The organism is Paenarthrobacter sp. 10L420 (assembly GCF_056395385.1).
In genome coordinates this window covers 59,184-78,094 of record NZ_JBFTJK010000017.1, presented here as the reverse complement: position 1 = coordinate 78,094, position 18,911 = coordinate 59,184, and the positions used below count along the sequence as shown (strand labels likewise).

Sequence of the window (18,911 nt, the reverse complement as noted above, 5' to 3'; positions counted from 1 at the left end):
ATTATCCTGAGACCACGGAATTTCAAACTCCCAGTCTGGCAGCGCAGAAGCGGGTGGCCGTGCTGAACCAAGCTCGCTTGTCGAGAGACTAGCTTGCAATCTTTTCGAGTCGAGGTGCACGGCTCCGCGTGCGTCGATCTTCACGGGCGGTTTTCAGCAGGAGAAGACCTGCCTCGTTCGAGAATTTTGCGGCGTCTGACCAAACAATGGACAAAGGGCGGGAAAGCGAGAGATCGAGAATATCGACTTCGATAAGCTGTCCAGTGTCAAGCTCCCGAGACATGGCGATCGCCGGCAGAACGACTGGGCCCATGCCTGCCAGGGCGGCGGACTTCAAAGCCGTATTGGATGCGAGTTCGAGCGAAGGGGTGACGGTCAGGCCAGTTGCTGCCAGGGCCTGGTCCAGTGTTTCACGGGTGCCGGAACCGTGTTCCCGGACCAAAAGGTCGGTGTCCACAAGTTCTTCCGCGGTTACGCTGCGGTTGGGGCGAGCCCACTCGTGATCCGGTAGGACTGCCACTGCCAGTTCATCGATGCCGAATGACTGGCTCTTGACTGAATCGCGGATCTGAGGACATTCAACAAGTCCAATGTCGACCCTGCCCGCTTCGACCATGGTGATGACATCATAAGAATTGGCCATGCTTAGAGTAACTGCCGTGTCTGGGTCTGCAGTTCGAACCTTCGCGAGCCAGTTGGGTGCGTAGTACTCCGCAATCGTCATGCTCACCGCGACATTCAAGCTCGCGTTCCTCGTCTTGCCGAGGGCTGCAACTGAGTTCGTGAACTGTTCCGTGGCGCGCAATAGGGTGGCTGCCCAATCCACAACTACCCGCCCATTGGGGGTGAGGGTAGTTCCGCGTGGGCCGCGCTGGAGAACCTGGACTTTAAGGGAACGCTCCAGACTGGCGAGCCGGCGACTGGCGCAGGGCTGTGTAAGCCGTAGGGCCGTCGCTGCTTGACCGATGCTGCCCGTAGCGGCGACGGTGACGAGGAGATGCAGATCACTTAGATCCGGCTCTTTGATATTCATTAATTGGCCCCGTTCTCTCGACGTCATGGAACCGCAGATGTTGGAGCACTGTGATGCCAGAGGCTGCTGGGCGTCCTACCGTGCCGGCTGGCTCAGTGTGTCCGAAATATCGAACGAACCATCTCTTCGATCCGCGTGCCGTGATCGCCAGCCTAGACCCGCAGCAACGTACAGTCAATGGCCTTTGTGCAAAATTTGCCCGGTCATATCGAACGTTTCTCCAAAAAGATCGAGAAAACGTTCGATACGGGTCCAATAAATATTGGATCGGTACTGGTGAGCCTCATCGGAATGTGTCAGAGTAAGAGGGAATCGCCGGGGAGCCTTCCGCAGTCTGTGCGGTAAGGCCGGACAAGTGTCTTCCCTGGATGCGGGCTTAGGGTGTGGAGGCGGAATGAACAGCAAGCAGGAGAGCCAAAGCGCCCTGGGAGAGCGTTTGCACGAACTTCGGAGCCAGCATCGCTACAGCATACGTGGGCTCGCCGCCAAAGCTGGAGTGTCCGCATCGTTGGTTTCTGACGTAGAAAAGGGGAAAGTCGAGCCGTCGATCTCTACCCTGACACGCCTGGCCAGTGCCATGGGCACGACAATCACATACTTCTTTTCGCCTCAGGCGCAATCCATGGGGCGGGTAGTCAAAGCAGTGGACAGGGTGCCCTTTGGTGGGGTTGCCGACCCTGCCTCTGGTACACGTCCAGCGTCGGGCACCCGCTTTGAATTGGCTTCTCCCACAGACTTGCATTCGATAGAGGCCATTTATGGACACTATGACGTTGGAGGATGGTTTGGCGAGGAGCCGTTCACCCATGAAGGAGAGGAATGGGGGTTCGTCTTGTCGGGACGCCTTAAAGTCATACTCGGCGATGAAGTTCACTTCCTCGACCCCGGAGACTCCATCTGGTTCCCCAGCAGTGTCCCGCACCGGATGGAAAACGTCGCAGATACTCCCACGCAGTACATCTGGATCGACATCCCGCCGCGAAATTAACCGATAACCCGCCCTCTGCTCCGACTCGCCACCTACAATCGAACGCTGATCTTGGTTGGGCAAACCCACTGAGGTTAGCGCCATGTGCCTCGACCGGCTTGGGGCATGGGCCCGCGGCGCGCCCGCGCTCCCAATCGCCTTACTAGGAGACGCCCGACCAAGATGCCGGGCCATGCGTTCCGCGCATGTCCCCATGACAGTAATTCGTCTACCGGCGCTCGAACCCTGATGACAAGCTGGGAACCGCACTCCTAGAAGTGCCGCATGCGGAACTCGGGTCAGTCGGCATCGCTGAGGGGCTGTCACGTAATTCATGCATGCGTCTTGGAAGGGCTGGCCAAGTCCGCCGGCCCGTCCCTTGTCCAACCTGAGAGTGGGAATTTTATGAGCGACGGCCAGATTCGACTTGACATCGTGGACGGCAGCACTGCCGTTGTGACGATGGATCGGGAAGAGAAGCGCAATGCCCTCACGGACGTCATGTCAGCGAGGCTATTCGACTTGTTTCACGAACTGGATGCCCGAAAAGACATCCGAGCTATCGTCCTGACCGGTGCCGGCGACAAGGCCTTCACCTCAGGCCATGACTTGAAGCAGGCACTCGAAGGTGACACCGCTGTCCTCTTCAGCGAGCCCAATATCAAGGAGTTCATTGTTCCGGGGATGATTTCGAAACCCGTCATCAGTGCTGTAAATGGGGCTGCGTACGCGGGCGGATTCTGTCTCGCCATCGCCAGTGACCTGCGGATTGCCTCGCATAATGCAAGTTTCGCATCCCCGGGAATCAAATTGGGCATCGTGCCGATCGGTGGCCAACTCTCAATGCTGCCGCATTTGCTGCCGCCAGCGGTCGCTGCTGAGGTGTTAATGTTGGGCGTCCCGTTGAGCGCTGAGCGTGCAGAGCGACATGGCTTCGTCAGCGAGTTGGTCGATCCAGGCCGGCTAGTGGACCGCGCCTGCGAAATGGGCAAAATCATTGCTGACATGCCTCCAGCGTCGGTGGCGTCAGTTAAGCGGGTTATTCGCACAACATTGACTCAGAGCGTGCCCGCTGCAGATGCTATGGAGTTTTGGCGCGGGATGGTGGCAGGAACCGGGCCAGACGTAAAGGAAGGGCTGCGGGCCTTTGTCGAGCGTCGCAGCCCGGTCTTCTCGGCCTAGAAATGCGCTTCCGAACCTCAGTAGCCGGACCCAGCATAGCTTCACTTCTACTGCGAAGAGGAGGCGGGTGTGCGCGTCAACGTACCTGACCTTGATGATTTGTATCTGCTCGTCACGATCGCAAGGACGGGCAGTATCGGTCAAGCCTCTGCCGAACTTCGAGTGGCGCAGCCAAGTGCCAGCCGTCGGATAGCGGCGTTGGAGCGCAATCTGAAAGTCGGTCTGCTGCGCCGGGGCGCACGTGGCTCTACCCTCACACCTGCAGGGCGTGTGGTAGTTGACTGGGCAATAACTCTATTGAGGGCAGCTGAAGACTTTCGTCATTCAGTTGACGCACTGAGTAGGCAACGAAACTCTTCACTTCGAGCCGCAGCAAGCATGACAATCGCCGAACATTACGCATCGAATTGGCTCGCGATGCTCCGCTACGAATCCCCTGATACCGCGGTTTCTCTTTCAGTTGGCAATTCGTTGGAAGTGATGGAGCTCGTCGAGAGCGGGAAAGTCGAAGTCGGTCTTATTGAGACGCCCAACGTTCATTCGAACCTGCGGCATCGCCAGATTGGTACCGACCGGCTAGCTGTTGCTGTTGCCCCAGGCCACCCATGGGCTGAGGCGTTGGTGGTTTCAGCAGCTGATCTGGCGGCTACTCCGCTGCTTGTTCGTGAACCGGGCTCCGGCACTAGAGACACGCTGGACCGAGCCATGTCCGAAGCAGGGCACGAAATCAAAGTAAGCCTCGAATTAGCTTCCAACACTGCACTCAAGTCAGCTGCGATCGCTGGAATGGGCCCGGTTATTTTGGCTGGAATTGCCTTGGCTGACGATTTCGCGACTGGAAGCCTGGTGCAGGTTGCCGTGTCTGACATAGTCCTAAGCCGCCCGCTCACGATCGTCTGGACAGACAATACGAGCCTCTCGCAAGAGGCTGTGGGACTTTTCCTGGGAGCAATCCGAAATGACCGAAGGAAGGGCCGGCTGGCTTAGGGCTGCAATGGCGCCGTAGTTGGGGCTGTGTGAACCCCATGCTCAGGTTGTATGACCCGCATGCACAACTGGGGCCTTGTGAGGAGGCCCACATGGCGCGGAGACTGATTTTGAAGGTTTGGCCGCGCGAGATCGAGTTCTCAGGCCCCCGCGTTGAGGCTTCAATCCCGACGCAGAGCCGGCATCGTCGGCCAAAAAAGGAAAGGCAGCTACTTGAACCAGAATTTGAAGATCATTCATCCGGGCTCAACGTCAACCGAGTCTGGTGCGGCTGTGCAGGCGTTGCATGCTCACGCCCTGGCAATGCCTGACCGCATTGCGGTCCGAGATAGCCGGACTGCCATGACATGGCGGGAACTGGAAATGGAGGTCCTTTCTCTGGCGCGGACACTTCAGGCAGACGGTGTCGTCAACGGCTCTCCGCTGCTGCTACTTCTCGACTCCTGTGTTGAGTCCATTGTGGCGTATTGGGCGGTCCGGGAACTTGATGCCACTGTCATTCTTGCTGATCCGGGCTGTACCCGGGCAGAGTATGACCACTACGTAGCAGCCACACAGCCGGGTTGGGTTTTCTCGACACGACCAGGAACCTGGGAAAGGCTTGGACTAGCTGACGAAGCGCAGCCGGAACACCCGTCGATGACGTGGTTTATCCAGGACTCCACGGCCGAGTTGCCGCTGCTTCGGCCCTGGCAAAGGCGCGAGCTCCGTGGCGGCACACCCAAGAACCGTTTCGAGGAAGCGCCCAGCGCTCGCCTCGTGTTGTTCAGTTCGGGCACCACCGGCCAGCCGAAAACCATTCTGCACACGGACGCCAGTGTTCTGGCACTACACAAAGTTCACACGCAGGTGTGGAAATTGACTTCGGACGATGTAGTCCTGGGGTGCCTTCCGTTCCATAACATCTACGGCTCCATCTACACGGCTGCCTCGGCAATTTTCAATGGCGCCACACTCGCGCTCATGGAGCGGTTTAAGCCCGATATTGCTTTGAGGCGTATCGAGGAGTGGAGCGTGACCACCATGGCCATGGTGCCAGCAATGATGGTCATGATGCTGAATACGGAAACGCGGAACGAAGCGGACCTTTCTACACTCAGGGTCAGCTATACCGGGGGAGCTCCCGTCAGTGACCCCGTGATGAAAGATTTCCAGGCGCTTTCCGGCGCGCCGGTGCTCGCCTCCTACGGGTTGACTGAGTGTCCGGGGGCCGCCGTGGAACCTTCAGGGTCAGCTCATGGTAGTGGCGTAGCAGGACGCGTTTGTCCCGGATTTGAAGCTGTCGCACGGAATTCCGAGGGCGGCGAGCTGCCGCCCGGTGAGGTCGGTGAGATAACTCTTCGCGGCCCCTCGCGCATGTTGGGCTATCTTGGCCAACCTGAGCTAACGCAGCAACGCATTCGCCAAGGCTGGGTGTACAGCCAAGACATTGGATTTGTCGACGAAGAGGGCAACATCCATGTCTCAGGGCGGGCCGGCGACATGATTATCCGCGGCGGCCTGAACATTGCCCCCAAGGAAATTGAAGATGTGCTGGTAGAACACCCTGACGTTGTGACAGCCGCGGTGGTCGGCGTCGAAGACGCGGTTTTTGGGCAAGTCGTCAAGGCTTTCGTCGTACCTCGGTCGAACTCAGACCTAGCCACGCTAGCCGACAGCCTACGACAGCACTGCGCCAAAAAACTTAGCCGAGCAAAGATCCCGGAAAGCACCGTTTTCCTTTCGAAGCTACCAATGAATGCCGGCGGAAAGGTCCTGCGATCGATTCTTTCCGATCCCGATCTCGACCAGCGGATCCACGTCCTGGACCCATCCAGCCTCCAAACCCGTGTTTAGCGGTGGCGTCACGTGTCAGAACGCCATCCACAAAGAAAATCGAAGGTACAAGATATGAGTTATGTCATTGGTGTAACACAAGAGGAATCTGTCCCTAAAGCCCCGCTAAGGGAGATACCGCCAATTGCCAGACAATTCCATGTGTGGCGGCTCATCGGCGCAGCAGTGACCCTGTTGATAGCCGGGTCCATCGTTCTGAGTTTGTCCCAGAACGAGGCATTGAACTGGCCCGTCATCCAAGAGTTCATGTTTCAAGAGCGTGTCGTGGCCGGCTTGCGATTGACGCTGGAACTTACGGTCATTTCCATGATCGGGGCACTGGTCCTGGCGACAATCATCGCCAATATGCGCCTCTCGCCCAACGTAGTGCTGCGTTCGATCAGCTGGGCCTTCGTATGGTTCTTCCGCGGAATTCCCCTCCTGGTCCTTCTCGTTCTCATGTTCAACGTGTCTTTGCTCTACCCGGAGGTCTCAGTCGGTCTACCCGGCCAGACCCCCATCTGGTCCGCGTCGTCCGGCGATTTACTCAATCCCTTCTGGGCAGCCGTTGTAGCCTTCGTCTTGCATCAGTCCGCGTACACCTCGGAAGTCATCCGGACCTCGATCCGGGCAGTGCCTAAGGGGCAGATTGAAGCGGCAGAGTCTTTGGGTATGACACACCTTCGTACTCTCCAGCGGATCGTTCTTCCGCAAGCCCTGCGAATTGCTATTCCGCCTATCGCCAATGATGCGATCAACCTTCTGAAAGCAACATCCCTCGTTGCCTTTATCGCGGTTTCGGACTTGCTCTACTCCGTACAGCAGATCTATGCGAGCAACTACCAGATCGTGCCACTGCTCGTAGTCGCCGCTCTTTGGTACCTCATCATTGTTTCAATCATGTCCGTCGGCCAGTGGGCGCTTGAACGCCGCTTTGGTCGTGGGACTGCCCGACTGGGCACCACCGTAAAGGCTGCAGGAGGCAAAAACCGATGACCGTTATAGAAGCCCGATCCATTAGCAAGCAATTCCACCACCACACTGTGCTTGACAACGTCAGCCTTAGCGTCGCCAAAGGTGAAACGGTCTGCCTTCTGGGGCCCTCGGGAGCAGGCAAGAGCACATTGCTTCGCTGCCTGAACCTGCTGGAGCCATTAGAGGCAGGCGCAGTATTCCTGGAGGGGGAGCTGCTCGGTTTCCGCGAACAACACGGAAAGCTCTATGCACTGTCCAAGCGAAAGATTGCCCGGCAGCGCCAGCATATTGGCATGGTCTTCCAGCACTTCAATCTGTTCCCTCACATGACGGTTCTCGAAAACGTCATCGAGGCACCTGTAGGTGTGCTGAAACAATCAAAGCTTGAAGCAAAGCGGCATGCTACCGAGCTCCTGGACCTTGTAGGGCTTTCGGATAAAGCCCACGCATACCCGGCATCTCTTTCCGGTGGACAGCAGCAACGCGTCGCCATTGCACGCAGTCTGGCCATGCGACCGAAAGTGATGTTGTTTGACGAACCTACGTCGGCATTGGACCCCGAACTGGTGAGCGAGGTGCTTGAAGCCATGAAGAAGCTCGCTCTGGAGGGCATGACCATGGTGGTGGTAACCCACGAGATGGGTTTCGCCAGGGAGGTTGCCGACCGTGTCGTGTTCATGGCAGATGGTGCGGTCGTCGAAGAAGGTCCCGCGCGGGAGATGCTCACAAACCCAAAGGTTGACCGAACAAAGGACTTTCTGGCCCGCGTCCTTTAGGCCTGAGGGTCACGACGAAGAATGAAGAAGAGGGTGCTGAATGGTCAGTGCAAAGTGTTTCGAAGGTTTGATCCGCGAGTTCAAGGGCCGAACGCCCGGTTCAATGAGGGTAGCTGAACGAGCCAAACGGGTACTTCCAGGGGGTGAAACACGATCGATCACCTACTATTCCCCGTATCCCGTCAGTATCACCAGCGCCTCCGGTCCGGTCATCACTGACTGCGATGGCAACAGTTACCTGGACATCCTGAACAACTACACATCCTTGGTTCACGGGCATGCGTTCGGGCCAGTGGTTGATACAGCGATAGCTGCAGCCAGTGAAGGCATCGTATACCCGGCGCCGCACGAGGCGCAGTTGGACCTGGCGGAGCATCTGGTCGAACGGCACCCCGCTGCCGAGAAGATTCGCTTTACGAATTCGGGTACCGAAGCTGCTTTGCTGGCTATACGGATCGCACAGGCAGTGACGGGCCGAGACCGCTTTGTCCTGTTCGAGGGCGGTTACCACGGCTCTGCCCCGCTCATCAGTGGACCCCACCCCCAAGTGATTAGGGTGCCATTCAACGATGCGGCGGCTGTAGAAGGGGTCTTGGACGACAGCATTGCAGCGGTGCTGTTTGAGCCGTGTTTGGGGGTGGGGGGAGTCATCCCAGCTGACCCCGAGTTTGTTCGAGCGTTGCGGAGCCATTCCCACAGAGCGGGCGCCCTGCTTGTGGTCGATGAAGTACAGACGTTGCGTGCTGCCTACGGAGGAGCGACCGAATTGTACGAGGTGGACGCTGACCTCGTCATTATGGCCAAGTTGATCGGGGGCGGGTACCCAATAGGAGCCGTCGGTGGGTCGGCCAAGCATCTTCGGATCCTCGACCAGTCCACACCCGGAGCGATCAAGCACTCCGGAACCTTCAATGGTCATCTGGTATCTGCCCGCGCTGGCCTTACTGCTCTTGAACACCTCACCAGGCCGGCCATTGAGCGCATGAACGCGTCCACGGAGAAATTGGCCGATCGGATCGAAATGTCGGGCCGCGCCCACGGGTTGCCGGTGATCGTGACACGCTTTGGGTCGATGCTGCATGTTCACCTGCAGAAGATGAAACCGACCCAAGCTGCGCACGTAATGCACGACTCCACGGACGTGGCCGCGTTACACCTGGCTCTTCTCCTCGAAGGCGTCTTCGCTGCGCCCAGGGGCCTCGTAGCCCTTTCCACCGTGCTGACTGACGTCCACTTGGAATTAGTTGCAACAGGCTATGACCGTGCTTTTGCGCGCATGGCTGGCGCATAGTTGCCGTAACAACTCCAGAACTGACAGTCCAGGGATGGTTTTGCCAAAGTTGGGCCTGGCATTTTCGTCGCGGGCATCTGGCCCAACTTCAGTATCTTTGTGATCCAAGTCATACGTTCTGCGCATGGCGGGCATAGTCAGAAGGCGTGTAGCCAGCCGCCCGCGTTGCTCGCATGATTGAGCCAAGAGGTCGGGAACCGTCCTCGATGAATTAGCTGAAGCAGTTCAGCTCAGGTTTGAGGAGCTTGATGAAGAACAAAATGTTGGCCATTGGCCTTGCAGCCGTTCTCTCGGTTGGGGCATTGGCGGGCTGCAGCAGCCCCCAAAACGCTTCTTCGAAGACAGAACTCAAGAATGGTCTCCCGGAGAAATACGCAGCCGGGTTCACCGTACCCATCATCAATTACCCGCCATACTCCATTGTGGACGAAACCGGTAAAGTCAGCGGCTTCGACTATGACTTCGCCCAGGCAATCAGCGACTACTTCGGAGTGAAGTTCGAAACCAAGAACGCGACGTTCGAGGAGAGCCTTCTGGGAGTCTCACGAGGCAGTTACTCATGGGCGCCGGCAGCGTCCGCGACCACTGATCGAAAAAAGACATACTCATTCGTCAGCTACTTCAAAGACGGTTACAAGCTCGTTGTCCAGGACTCTGCACCTGAGATTGGAAACACGACCTTGGACATGTGCGGCCATTCCATTGCAGACGTGACTGGTGGGTACACATTGAAGTACCTGCAGGACTTCAGCAAGCAGTGCACTGATGCCGGTAAGTCGGCCATCGAGATCAAGACGTTTCCGGACCAAGGGGCCATCCAGCTTGCGGTCAAGAGCGGGCGAGTAGACGCCGCTGCCCTGACCCTGGCAAACGGCAGTTACACGGTTGGCAAGAGCGGTGGCCTGAAAGTCACCGGTCCAGTCTTCGCGCCAACTGTTGAGTGCTTCACCTTAAAGAAGGACAGCGATCTGCGTGAACCCATGATGAAAGCAATGAATGCCCTAATTGAGAACGGCACCTACGCTAAAATCCTCAAGAAGTACGGCCTGGAAGATGCAGCCATCCCTAAATCGGAAATCGACCCGGAAGCCAATTAATCCACCAGTTCGTACCTAGCTGAAACGGAACCAGCCCCCATCGAGTGGGCTGGTTCCGTTTGCCCTTTAACCTGATTCGTTATTCCAAAGGGGCACCTCAACTTTCTGCGTGGGCGGCGGAGGTTCTGACCGTCTTGCCAAGACGCCTGCTGCAATCTCCAACCCTCCCGGTGAGCGGAGGAGGGTTTCACCTTTCACCGGCCGCGCTATCGGGCTGCCGACTGTTCAGTTCGACGGGCCCTGGCATGGCAAGTCATGCGTTTGGCGCATGCAGGCATAGCAACGCAGCGTCTACTGGCTAGGCCCTGGGGCTTCCATACTGATTTCGTCCGAACTTCCCGTTTTAGGACGCCAAGCCCGAATGTCTTAAGGGTTGGAGAACGCCGGGAACCATACAGTGCCACACGGCAGGAGGGCATTCATGCCGACACCAATATCAGAGTTCGTTTCAGCCGCGCGAGCCAGCGAGCCAACAGTCTTGGCAGCCGCGCTCTCGCAGATCACAGGCGACATGAAGTGGGCAGAGGACGCACGGCTGTGCGGCCTGCGTCGCTGGAGCGCAGGGCAACAGCAACTCGACGCAGACGGTCAGGCATTCCTGGATGAAGCCGGGGCCGAACTGGAGCGTCTGGCATCCAACGGCTTCAGGGACACAAACGTCGTGAACGATCCCCAAGCGCTTCTCCACATCGCCAGGACCGCCATCGACGAACGCCTTGATGGGTCATTCACCGCGAAGCTGGAACATCACCTCAACCCCGAACGCTGTAAGGTGACTTTTGATCCGGCCGCCGTGAAACGCAGGAATCTCAAGGTCACCATCGTCGGTGCCGGCATGAGCGGCCTGGGTCTTGCCTTCAGCTTGGCGGAAGCGGGGATTGATTTCGAGATCCTCGAAATGAGCCAAGAACTCGGTGGCATCTGGTTCGACAATACCTACCCCGAATGCGGCGTGGATACGCAGGCCTTCCAGTACGCATGGGACGTCGAGCCCAATCTCGACTGGACTCGCTATGACGTCAAACGAGATGAGATCCTTCAGTACATCCGTGACTCAGCCTTTAAGCGTGGGGTTATGGATCGAATTCACTTCGGAGTGAAGGTCGAAACCGGCACCTGGAACGCAGAGAAGTCTCAGTGGCAACTCGACATCACCCGGGACGGTGTCGCCGATTCGATGAGCACGGATGTCCTTGTCGTCGCTGTTGGGTCGCTGAACCAGCCAAAGATCCCCGATCTTCCCGGCTCCGACACCTACCGTGGAGAAACGTTCCATACCGCCCGGTGGCGGGATGACCTGCAACTTGAGGGTAAGCGAGTAGCGATCCTCGGAAGCGGCTCCAGCGGAGTCCAGGTCACCCGGACCGTAGCCCAGGTTGCGGAGGAACTGTTCATCTTTATCCGCAGCCCACACTGGATGCGCCCGCGCAAACCCACCGAGATAGGTGAAGTAACCGATGGGAAGCGCTGGCTACTCCGGAACCTTCCCAACTATCTGGCGTGGTACCGGTTCTACCTCGACTTTGTGCTCGGTGACAGGGAACACCGTCGCATGATCCTGCAGGAGAGCCCTGAAGGTCTGAAGCCGAGCCCGGAAAATGATGCTGTCCGTGAGGAGCTCACTGCTTACATCCGCAGGGAACTGGGCGACCGCGAGGATCTCATTGAAAAGGTCACGCCGAACTATCCTCCCTACTCAAAGCGATTGGTAGTCGACAACGGGTGGTACAACGCCCTGACGAAACCAAACGTCACTCTCGTCAATGACCAGATTGTCGGTCTGGATGAGACAGGGATTCTGACAGCGGACGGCAACCACTACACGGTCGATGTCATTGGCTTTGCGACGGGGTTCCATGGCACCCGCTATTTCTGGCCTCTTGACCTGATCAGCGCCAAGGGAAAGAAGCTGGCCGAGACGTTTGGTAGCGATGATGACCTCCGTGCCTACCTGGGAACGGCTATGGCCGATTATCCGAACCTTTTTGCCCTCCAAGGACCAAACACTGCCATCGGTCACGGTGGCGGGGCAACATTCATGTCTGAAGGCCAGGGACGATTCATCCTGGCGTGTCTCAAGACCCTGATCGAAGAAGACAAGCGGTCAATCGAAGTCAAGCCCGAAGTCGTCCAGGAGTACAACCAGGCCATTGATGAACGACTGAACCGGATGGTTTGGACGGAACCTGGTTTGGTTAGCCGCTTCCGGAATAGCACCGGGCGCGTCATCACCAACCATCCGTGGACGTTGCTCGAATTTTGGGAACGCACCCGTTCGCCAAAGATGGACGAATTCATCTTCGACGGCGGTGCTGGGCGCACTGATGCAGGGGAAACCATGACAGAAAATCACCCCGCCAGGTCCATGGCCTAGGGGCATATGGGACGGCCGAACGACATGGAGCTGATGGTCGATGACAGGTGAATTGTTGAGTGACCTTAGACAGGGCGTCCTGTCTTTGGTCATCTCAAACGAGACGAAGTCCAATGCCATGACGCAGCGGATGGCGGAGGCACTGAGGACTGAGTTCCTGCGAGCGGAGGACGACGATGAGATCAGGGTGGTGTTGATCAGAGGGGCCGGTCATCACGCATTCTGCTCCGGGCACGACATCACTGAACTGGTTGACAATCCAAGCGCCGCATTCGATCCCGCCCTTAACGAGGTCTTCCAACGTCCACGTCTGCTCCGCAAGCCCACAATCGCGGCTGTCAACGGGGCAGCATATGGGGGAGGATTGAATCTTGCCCTGGCCTGTGACATTCGGATTGCTTCATCCACGGCGACTTTTGCGGCTATGGGAACGCGCCTAGCCCTATTGCCGGTCGCTGGGCAGCTCAGCATCCTCCCATCTCTCGTTGGCATCGGGCCAGCTATGGACATGCTTCTGCGCTCCAGGCCTGTCGACGCTCACCGCGCATTAGCCATCGGGCTCGCAACTCAAGTAGTGGACCCCGAAGAGCTGGATGCAATTGCCCTGGAAGCAGCGAATTTCTTGGCGTCCACGCCACCCGACCTCAACGAAGCGATCAAGCGGGCTGTCTGGTCATCGGTAAACGAGGCGGGTCGATCAGCAAAGCAAGTCGAAGAAACCGAAGCCGCGGCATTCGGACTTGGTGCTGAAGCGCAGCACCGTCTCAAGTCGTTTCTGACCAAAACCGCTCAGGCTTAAGAGAAAGAGGAGAATCATGACGACAAACGCACCTCTACCGCCGTACAGCAAAACCCGGGAGACGGACAGCCTTGTGTTTACGTCCGGCCACATAGGCCGCGATGCGGCCGGCCACGTGAAAGGCGGCCTTGAAGCCCAGATGGACCTGGCACTCCAAAACCTGGAGGAGTCCCTGTCTCGGCACGGACTTAATCGAGCAGATGTGGTACGAACTACAGTCTATTTGGCCGAAATGGCTGATTGGGAACGAATGAATGTGCCATACCGGGCGTTCTTTGACGAGCCCTACCCTGCACGGTCGACAGTGTCAGTCGGCTTACCCACGGGCTTGTTGGTTGAAATTGACGCCATCGCATGCAAGAGGCCGGCTGGGAGCTCAGTAGAAACGTTGGCTCATGCAGCTTCTTCGGAAGGGGCACGCTGATGGGGACTCTGCTAACCAGCGACGCCCTCGAGTGGATCGGTCGGCAAATCGAAGTTGACGGCGACGAGATCACCGAATCAATGGTGCAACAGTATGTCTATGCGTCGGAGGACGATCATCCTGCGTATGTCAGCGAGGCTTCAGCGGACGCAGCGGGCACCTCGCGCGTTGTTCCACCGATGCTGTATCAAGCCGCGACCCGACCGTATGTGCCGTTGAGCAAATACTCCTCGGATGGAATTGTGATCGAAAATCGGCCAGTCATCGGCACTGGACAGTCGGTTGGCGGAACTCTCTCCGTCCAGTGGGTGCGTCCGCTGAAAATCGGTGACCGTCTCTCGGGGCTGAAAACCCTTGTCTCGATGGAAGAAAAGGCCGGATCGCGACGCACATTTGTTGTTGTGACATGGGAAACCAATTACACGGATCAGAAAGGAGAGGTGGTTATTCGTGAAAGCTACGAGCAGATTTGCTTCTGACTACAGTATTCAAACAGAGCCTCCCGCCGGCTATCAGCCGGGTACACCGCTAGGCGTCTTGGAGCGCAACGTGAGCCGCGTGCAGTCCACCCTTTACAGCGCCGCTATCCGGTTCGCGCATCAAGTGCACTTCGATGATGAGCTTTGCAAGGCCCAGGGATGGAACGGGGTCATACTTCCGGGCTTCCTCCTGGGAAATTGGTGCCTGGAAGCGGTAACGCGGACCCTCGGGCCACGCTCTGTGGTGCGGTCGGTCAGTTTTCGGCTCACGTCGGTGGCCTACCCTGACACGATGCACCGCATCTCCGGGGAGGTACTCAAGGTTGAAGGTGAGGCCGAGTGGATGGTGGTCACCTGCGCGGTGAGCGTCAAAGATTCGAACGACAACGTGGTGACAAAAGCGACGGTGACCGCAGCTGTTCCCAACCCTGTCTGATACGGCCGGCCTGGCAAAATTCGTCTCCAAGGCCCGCCAGAGAACCACAGAACCCAGCTGCCTATAAAGGACGTGCACCATGACCATTTCCACCGCAGACCTCCGGGCACAGGCCCGGCAACATCTACTCCCGCACTTCACGAGACGGTCCACATGGCAGGATGCGGACTTGCCCGTGATCGTTCGAGGAGAAGGAGCATATGTTTTCGACGACACCGGGCACCGGTATCTGGATGGGCTTTCAGGATTGTTCTGCGTTAACATGGGCTACGGCCGGTCGGACATCGTCGCCGCGGCAGCCGCCCAGATGCAGCAGCTGGCTTATTGGACGAACTGGTCTGCCGCTCATCCGTCCGCGGTGGAGGCGGCGACCCTGATTTCCGAGCTCGGTCCGGCTGGCCTAGGTACAACGTTCTTTGTGAGCTCCGGTTCGGAGGCCGTGGAGTCTGCACTCAAGTTCAGCCGTCAGTACCACCTAAGCCAAGGTGAGGGACGCCGAGTTAAATTCATCGCACGTGACATGGCCTATCACGGAACGACCATGGGGGCGCTCAGCGTCACGGGCATCGAGCGCATTAAGGACCCATTCGGCCCGCTTCTTCCGGGCGTGCGTCATTTTCCGAACACCCACAACGACAGCGTCGGCGCAGGGGAGTCCGCTGCGCAGCTTCCAAGCCTTCAGGCCCTTCTTCAAATCATTGAAGAGGAGGGAGCCGACACCATCGCGGCAATCATCGCAGAACCCGTGCAGAATGCGGGCGGCGCGCTGGTTCCACCCGAGGGATACTGGCAGGAACTACGTAGCATTTGCAACCGGATTGGGTGCCTTCTCATTGCCGATGAAGTCATCACGGCTTTCGGCCGAGTGGGCGAGTGGTTTGGCAGCACCAGATTCGGCGCGGATCCGGACATCATCACCTTTGCCAAAGGAGTTACCTCGGGATACGCCCCCTTCGGCGGAGTTCTCATCCGCGATAGTCTCGTTCGCTCGCTGATGGACTCCCCGATCGCAGGGATGTTTTCCCATGGCACTACGTGGGGCGGCCATCCGGTCTCTTCAGCGGTGACTGTCGCGAATCTCACCGCCATGCGGGATGAAGGAATCCTGCACCACGTGCGTGATGAGGAACCAAGGCTGCAACAGGGGCTGAACGAGATTCGTGAAAATCATGCGTGCGTGAAGGACTGGCGGGGTACTGGCTTCTTTTATGTCGTTGAATTCACCGGAGACCGTCACATCGGACGGGAACTGACTGCACTCGAAGTGGCTTCAATCACTCGAGAGGTACTACCCGCTGCCATGAAGCGGGTCAACTTGCTGACCCGTGCAGATGATCGAGGCGGTGCAATGCTGGTGCTCTGCCCACCCCTGGTCGCGGATGGGGCCGTACTGGACGAGCTACTCCACAGCGTTGAAGCTGTGGTCTCGGCAGTAGAGCATTACCTTGGCTCCTAGACATCAGCTCATCAAGAGTCATTTCCGGGTTCTGCCCTTGGATGCGGGGGAACCCGGGTGGACAGGTTGATGGTCACCGCGGCAGCAGCGGTAGCAGACGTCCGTAGAGGCTCGTCGATAGCTGTCGGAGGCTGTGGCATCGGGGGAGGTGATTCCAGGCTCGTTCAAGCTCTTCACGATTCCGGAGTGGGTGACTTGAGAATTGTCTCCGACTACTCGGGACTTGTCGATTGGGGCCTCGACCCGCTAATTTCGGACGGCCAGGTAAGACGGGTCATAGCCCAAGACGTTGGAGAGAACACCGAGATCGCCAGAAAATATCTCGGGGGTGAACTCGAGGTCGAGCTTACCTCGCGTGACACCCTGGTCCAAAGACTTAGGGCTGGAGGGCGGGGCGTCCGGGCATTTTACGCACCAGAGGCTTCTGTCAGACAAAGATCGGTGGACGACCGACCTTGGAAACACGACACTGCGGGCGGCGTCTCTATTGCCCCGCCCCGAAAAGACGTACGTAAAATTTGTGGCACCGCATACATCCTTGAACGAGGCATCACCACGGATTTTGCCCTCATCCGTGCGTGGAAAGGGGACCGTCACGGCAACCTCATTTACCGTGAATCCGACAGGGAACTCAACTCTCTTTTCGTGCTTTCAAGCGGAGTTACGATTGTTGAAATTGAGGAACTGGTAGAGCCCGACGACCTCGACCCGGACTCGGTGCACACGCCAAGTGCGCTGGTACACCGACTCACCATCCTCGGTTCCTGACTGCACCGTAAAAACGCAGCTGCGGCTCAGGTCCACGGTGTGTCACCTTCCAATTTTCGTCACCTTGACGAGAGGCGCCCGGCGGTACCCCTGACTCATGCGTTTTGGGAATGACTCCATGACAAATGACCGGCTACCGAAGGAAAATCGCAGCGACAATACTGCAAAAGTACCCCCGTGCTGAAAGTTCTCTTGCAGCATTCGTTTCTGCACAGGAATCGAGGACGGGGCAATGAGCGAGTAAAAACTATTGAGGAGTGCAATGGACTTCAAGCAGGTTGTCGGCGACAGGCGAGCGATCCGCTACTACAAGCCTTACCGGCCCGTGGAGAAGCAAAAGATCCAGGTCATTTTGGAAGCAGCGCGGCTTCAATGCTCCCAGGCCAACACCCATCAACTCCGCAAAGCTGTTGTGCTGACCAGGGGAGAAACCCCGGATCACATCTTTGACGGGATCGTCAATGCGCTGCACAACCAGACCATGGCGCAGCTGGCTCCGGTCATCATTGTGTGGGTCGTTGACCTGAGCGCGTGGAACAACATGCGGGATTTGCTCATGGAGCTCATTGATGTGGGAGCACTGAACTCGACTCAGGGATGGACCGAGGAAAAGGTGGATTCTGGGGTCCTGCAGACACCTGAGTTCAACGTCCTCAAGGGGGACAGGCATTTCGCGGAGTGGCTCAGCGCCATCGAAGTTGGCCTTGGCATCGGAAGTGCAGTCCTGGCCGCCGTCGATCAGGGCCTGGGCTCATGCCTGGCCTCTGGCGACCGGGATGCCATGAAGCCGATCCTGGGACTTCCCGACGACGTGACACCTGCTCAGCTCCAACTTGTTGGTTATCCTGCAGAGGACGCCCAGGCCGGAGGCCAACGACCCCGGGCACCGTTTGAGACTCTGTTTTTCGAGCACACGTGGGGGAATCCACTGGAGCAAGATGAAGCTACTCTTTCCTACCTCAAGGAAACCGGTATGATCCAGGAACCCGCCCCGGCCTCTTGGCGTAAAGCGGAAGTGGACGCCCTTAGCAAAATGTTCGATTTCGGTGAGAACACCATGACGAAGGACTAGGCAGCTCATGTCCATTGTGTGTTTCGGGGGCGGCATCGGTGCAACGCGGCTGTGGCGTTCCCTTGCTGAGGGCATCGGCCGGGAGTCACTGACGCTGGTCGTAAATACTGCCGATGATCTCTGGCATTACGGCCTGCGCGTTTGTCCCGATATAGACACTGTGATTTATGGTCTGGCCGGCAAACAGGATGTGGAACGGGGGTGGGGCCTGCAGAATGAGTCCTTTACGGCGATGTCGTCACTGGCCGAATTGGGCGAAGACGTATGGTTCAACCTCGGGGACCGGGACCTTGCCACGCACCTCCTCAGGACCCGGATGCTGAGCGAGGGTAATTCCCTCACCGATGTAACCTCTCACTTGGCCAGGGTTAATAGGGTGGCCACACGGGTACTGCCGATGTGCGATGAAGAAGTCAGCACAGAGGTGCTCGAACAGGGTGGAGAGTGGACTTCATTTCAGGAGTTCCACGTCCGGCACCGGGCAGAACCGCTGGTGCGGGAAGTCCGCTACAACGGGATTGAGCTGGCAAAAACTCCGCCGACAGTCTTGGAAGCACTAGAAACGGCCTCGTTGGTAGTACTGGGTCCAAGCAGTCCTATCGCCAGCATCCTGCCCATCCTTTCTGTCGGCGAGACACGTGCAGCCATGAGGGATTCACGGGCGCCCGTCGTCGCAGTGACGCCGATCGTGTCACGTTCACCATTCAGCAATCCCGGTGATGCTCACCGCGCAAAACTACGCGAGCGTTTGATGGCTTCCGCTGGACTTCCTCACACTCCATTGGCTGCTGCGTCGCTCTATGCGGATCTTGCGGACTTCTTCATCGTTGACGAGGTCGATGAGACCGAGGCGGCAAGTATTGACGGCCTCGGTATGAGGGCAGTCGTGGCCCCCACCTTGACGCACATTAATTCGAGCTCCACTGCTGATCTCGTCAGGGCAGTGACGGAGCTTGCAAGGACATAAGAATTCGTTCAGA

18 protein-coding genes are annotated in these 18,911 nt (G+C 57.8%); 17 read left to right on the top strand and 1 reads right to left on the bottom strand.

From position 1 onward, the window contains the following. Positions 1-88 precede the first annotated feature (88 nt). Positions 89-1,033, bottom strand: coding sequence for a LysR family transcriptional regulator (locus tag AC1DD5_RS20510; protein ID WP_416416412.1), 945 nt, complete (start codon positions 1,031-1,033; stop codon positions 89-91). Between the two features lie 394 nt (positions 1,034-1,427). On the opposite strand from AC1DD5_RS20510, the gene AC1DD5_RS20505 reads away from it, so the two are divergent. The 17 genes from AC1DD5_RS20505 (at position 1,428) to cofD (ending at position 18,898) form a co-directional block, all read left to right on the top strand. Continuing rightward, positions 1,428-2,021: a cupin domain-containing protein gene (locus AC1DD5_RS20505; protein ID WP_477522607.1), complete on the top strand. Its 594-nt coding sequence runs from the start codon at positions 1,428-1,430 to the stop codon at positions 2,019-2,021. A gap of 384 nt (positions 2,022-2,405) precedes the next feature. Beyond that, positions 2,406-3,182: an enoyl-CoA hydratase/isomerase family protein gene (locus AC1DD5_RS20500; RefSeq protein WP_416416410.1), complete on the top strand. Its 777-nt coding sequence runs from the start codon at positions 2,406-2,408 to the stop codon at positions 3,180-3,182. Positions 3,183-3,251: 69 nt separating this feature from the next. Beyond that, positions 3,252-4,169 carry a LysR family transcriptional regulator gene (locus tag AC1DD5_RS20495; protein ID WP_416416409.1) on the top strand — a complete coding sequence of 306 codons (918 nt, stop codon included), beginning with the start codon at positions 3,252-3,254 and terminating at the stop codon, positions 4,167-4,169. A gap of 213 nt (positions 4,170-4,382) precedes the next feature. Beyond that, positions 4,383-6,005 (top strand): class I adenylate-forming enzyme family protein, encoded by a 1,623-nt coding sequence (locus AC1DD5_RS20490; RefSeq protein WP_477522606.1) that lies wholly within the window; start codon positions 4,383-4,385, stop codon positions 6,003-6,005. Positions 6,006-6,059: 54 nt separating this feature from the next. After that, complete coding sequence (locus AC1DD5_RS20485) at positions 6,060-6,980, top strand: amino acid ABC transporter permease (protein ID WP_477522605.1); 921 nt, start codon at positions 6,060-6,062, stop codon at positions 6,978-6,980. After that, entirely contained in the window at positions 6,977-7,735 is a 759-nt protein-coding gene (locus tag AC1DD5_RS20480) for an amino acid ABC transporter ATP-binding protein (RefSeq protein ID WP_189016507.1), read from the top strand. Before AC1DD5_RS20485 ends, AC1DD5_RS20480 begins: the two co-directional genes overlap by 4 nt. 103 nt (positions 7,736-7,838) lie before the next feature. Further along, positions 7,839-9,026: an aspartate aminotransferase family protein gene (locus tag AC1DD5_RS20475; RefSeq protein WP_477522604.1), complete on the top strand. Its 1,188-nt coding sequence runs from the start codon at positions 7,839-7,841 to the stop codon at positions 9,024-9,026. Between the two features lie 248 nt (positions 9,027-9,274). Beyond that, entirely contained in the window at positions 9,275-10,123 is an 849-nt protein-coding gene (locus AC1DD5_RS20470; RefSeq protein WP_416416404.1) for a transporter substrate-binding domain-containing protein, read from the top strand. A 421-nt stretch (positions 10,124-10,544) separates the two neighbouring features. After that, positions 10,545-12,497, top strand: coding sequence for a flavin-containing monooxygenase (locus AC1DD5_RS20465; RefSeq protein WP_477522603.1), 1,953 nt, complete (start codon positions 10,545-10,547; stop codon positions 12,495-12,497). A gap of 55 nt (positions 12,498-12,552) precedes the next feature. Beyond that, positions 12,553-13,296 carry an enoyl-CoA hydratase/isomerase family protein gene (locus AC1DD5_RS20460; protein WP_477522602.1) on the top strand — a complete coding sequence of 248 codons (744 nt, stop codon included), beginning with the start codon at positions 12,553-12,555 and terminating at the stop codon, positions 13,294-13,296. Positions 13,297-13,312: 16 nt separating this feature from the next. Continuing rightward, a complete protein-coding gene (locus AC1DD5_RS20455) occupies positions 13,313-13,720 on the top strand; it encodes a RidA family protein (RefSeq protein WP_416416401.1) in 408 nt (135 codons plus the stop codon). After that, entirely contained in the window at positions 13,720-14,199 is a 480-nt protein-coding gene (locus AC1DD5_RS20450; RefSeq protein WP_477522601.1) for a MaoC family dehydratase, read from the top strand. The genes AC1DD5_RS20455 and AC1DD5_RS20450 overlap by 1 nt, the downstream gene beginning before the upstream one ends. Positions 14,200-14,269: 70 nt before the next feature. Next, entirely contained in the window at positions 14,270-14,635 is a 366-nt protein-coding gene (locus tag AC1DD5_RS20445; RefSeq protein ID WP_477522600.1) for a hotdog family protein, read from the top strand. Positions 14,636-14,714: 79 nt separating this feature from the next. Beyond that, a complete protein-coding gene (locus AC1DD5_RS20440; protein WP_477522599.1) occupies positions 14,715-16,091 on the top strand; it encodes an aspartate aminotransferase family protein in 1,377 nt (458 codons plus the stop codon). A gap of 69 nt (positions 16,092-16,160) precedes the next feature. After that, on the top strand, positions 16,161-16,859 hold the full coding sequence (locus AC1DD5_RS20435) for a CoA transferase subunit A (RefSeq protein ID WP_416416397.1): 699 nt from the start codon (positions 16,161-16,163) through the stop codon (positions 16,857-16,859). 262 nt (positions 16,860-17,121) lie between these two features. Beyond that, the gene (locus AC1DD5_RS20430; protein ID WP_416416396.1) at positions 17,122-17,931 is read left to right on the top strand and encodes a nitroreductase family protein; all 810 of its coding nucleotides are present in this window, start codon (positions 17,122-17,124) and stop codon (positions 17,929-17,931) included. A gap of 7 nt (positions 17,932-17,938) precedes the next feature. Further along, positions 17,939-18,898: a 2-phospho-L-lactate transferase gene (gene cofD / locus AC1DD5_RS20425; protein WP_477522598.1), complete on the top strand. Its 960-nt coding sequence runs from the start codon at positions 17,939-17,941 to the stop codon at positions 18,896-18,898. Positions 18,899-18,911: the final 13 nt, after the last annotated feature.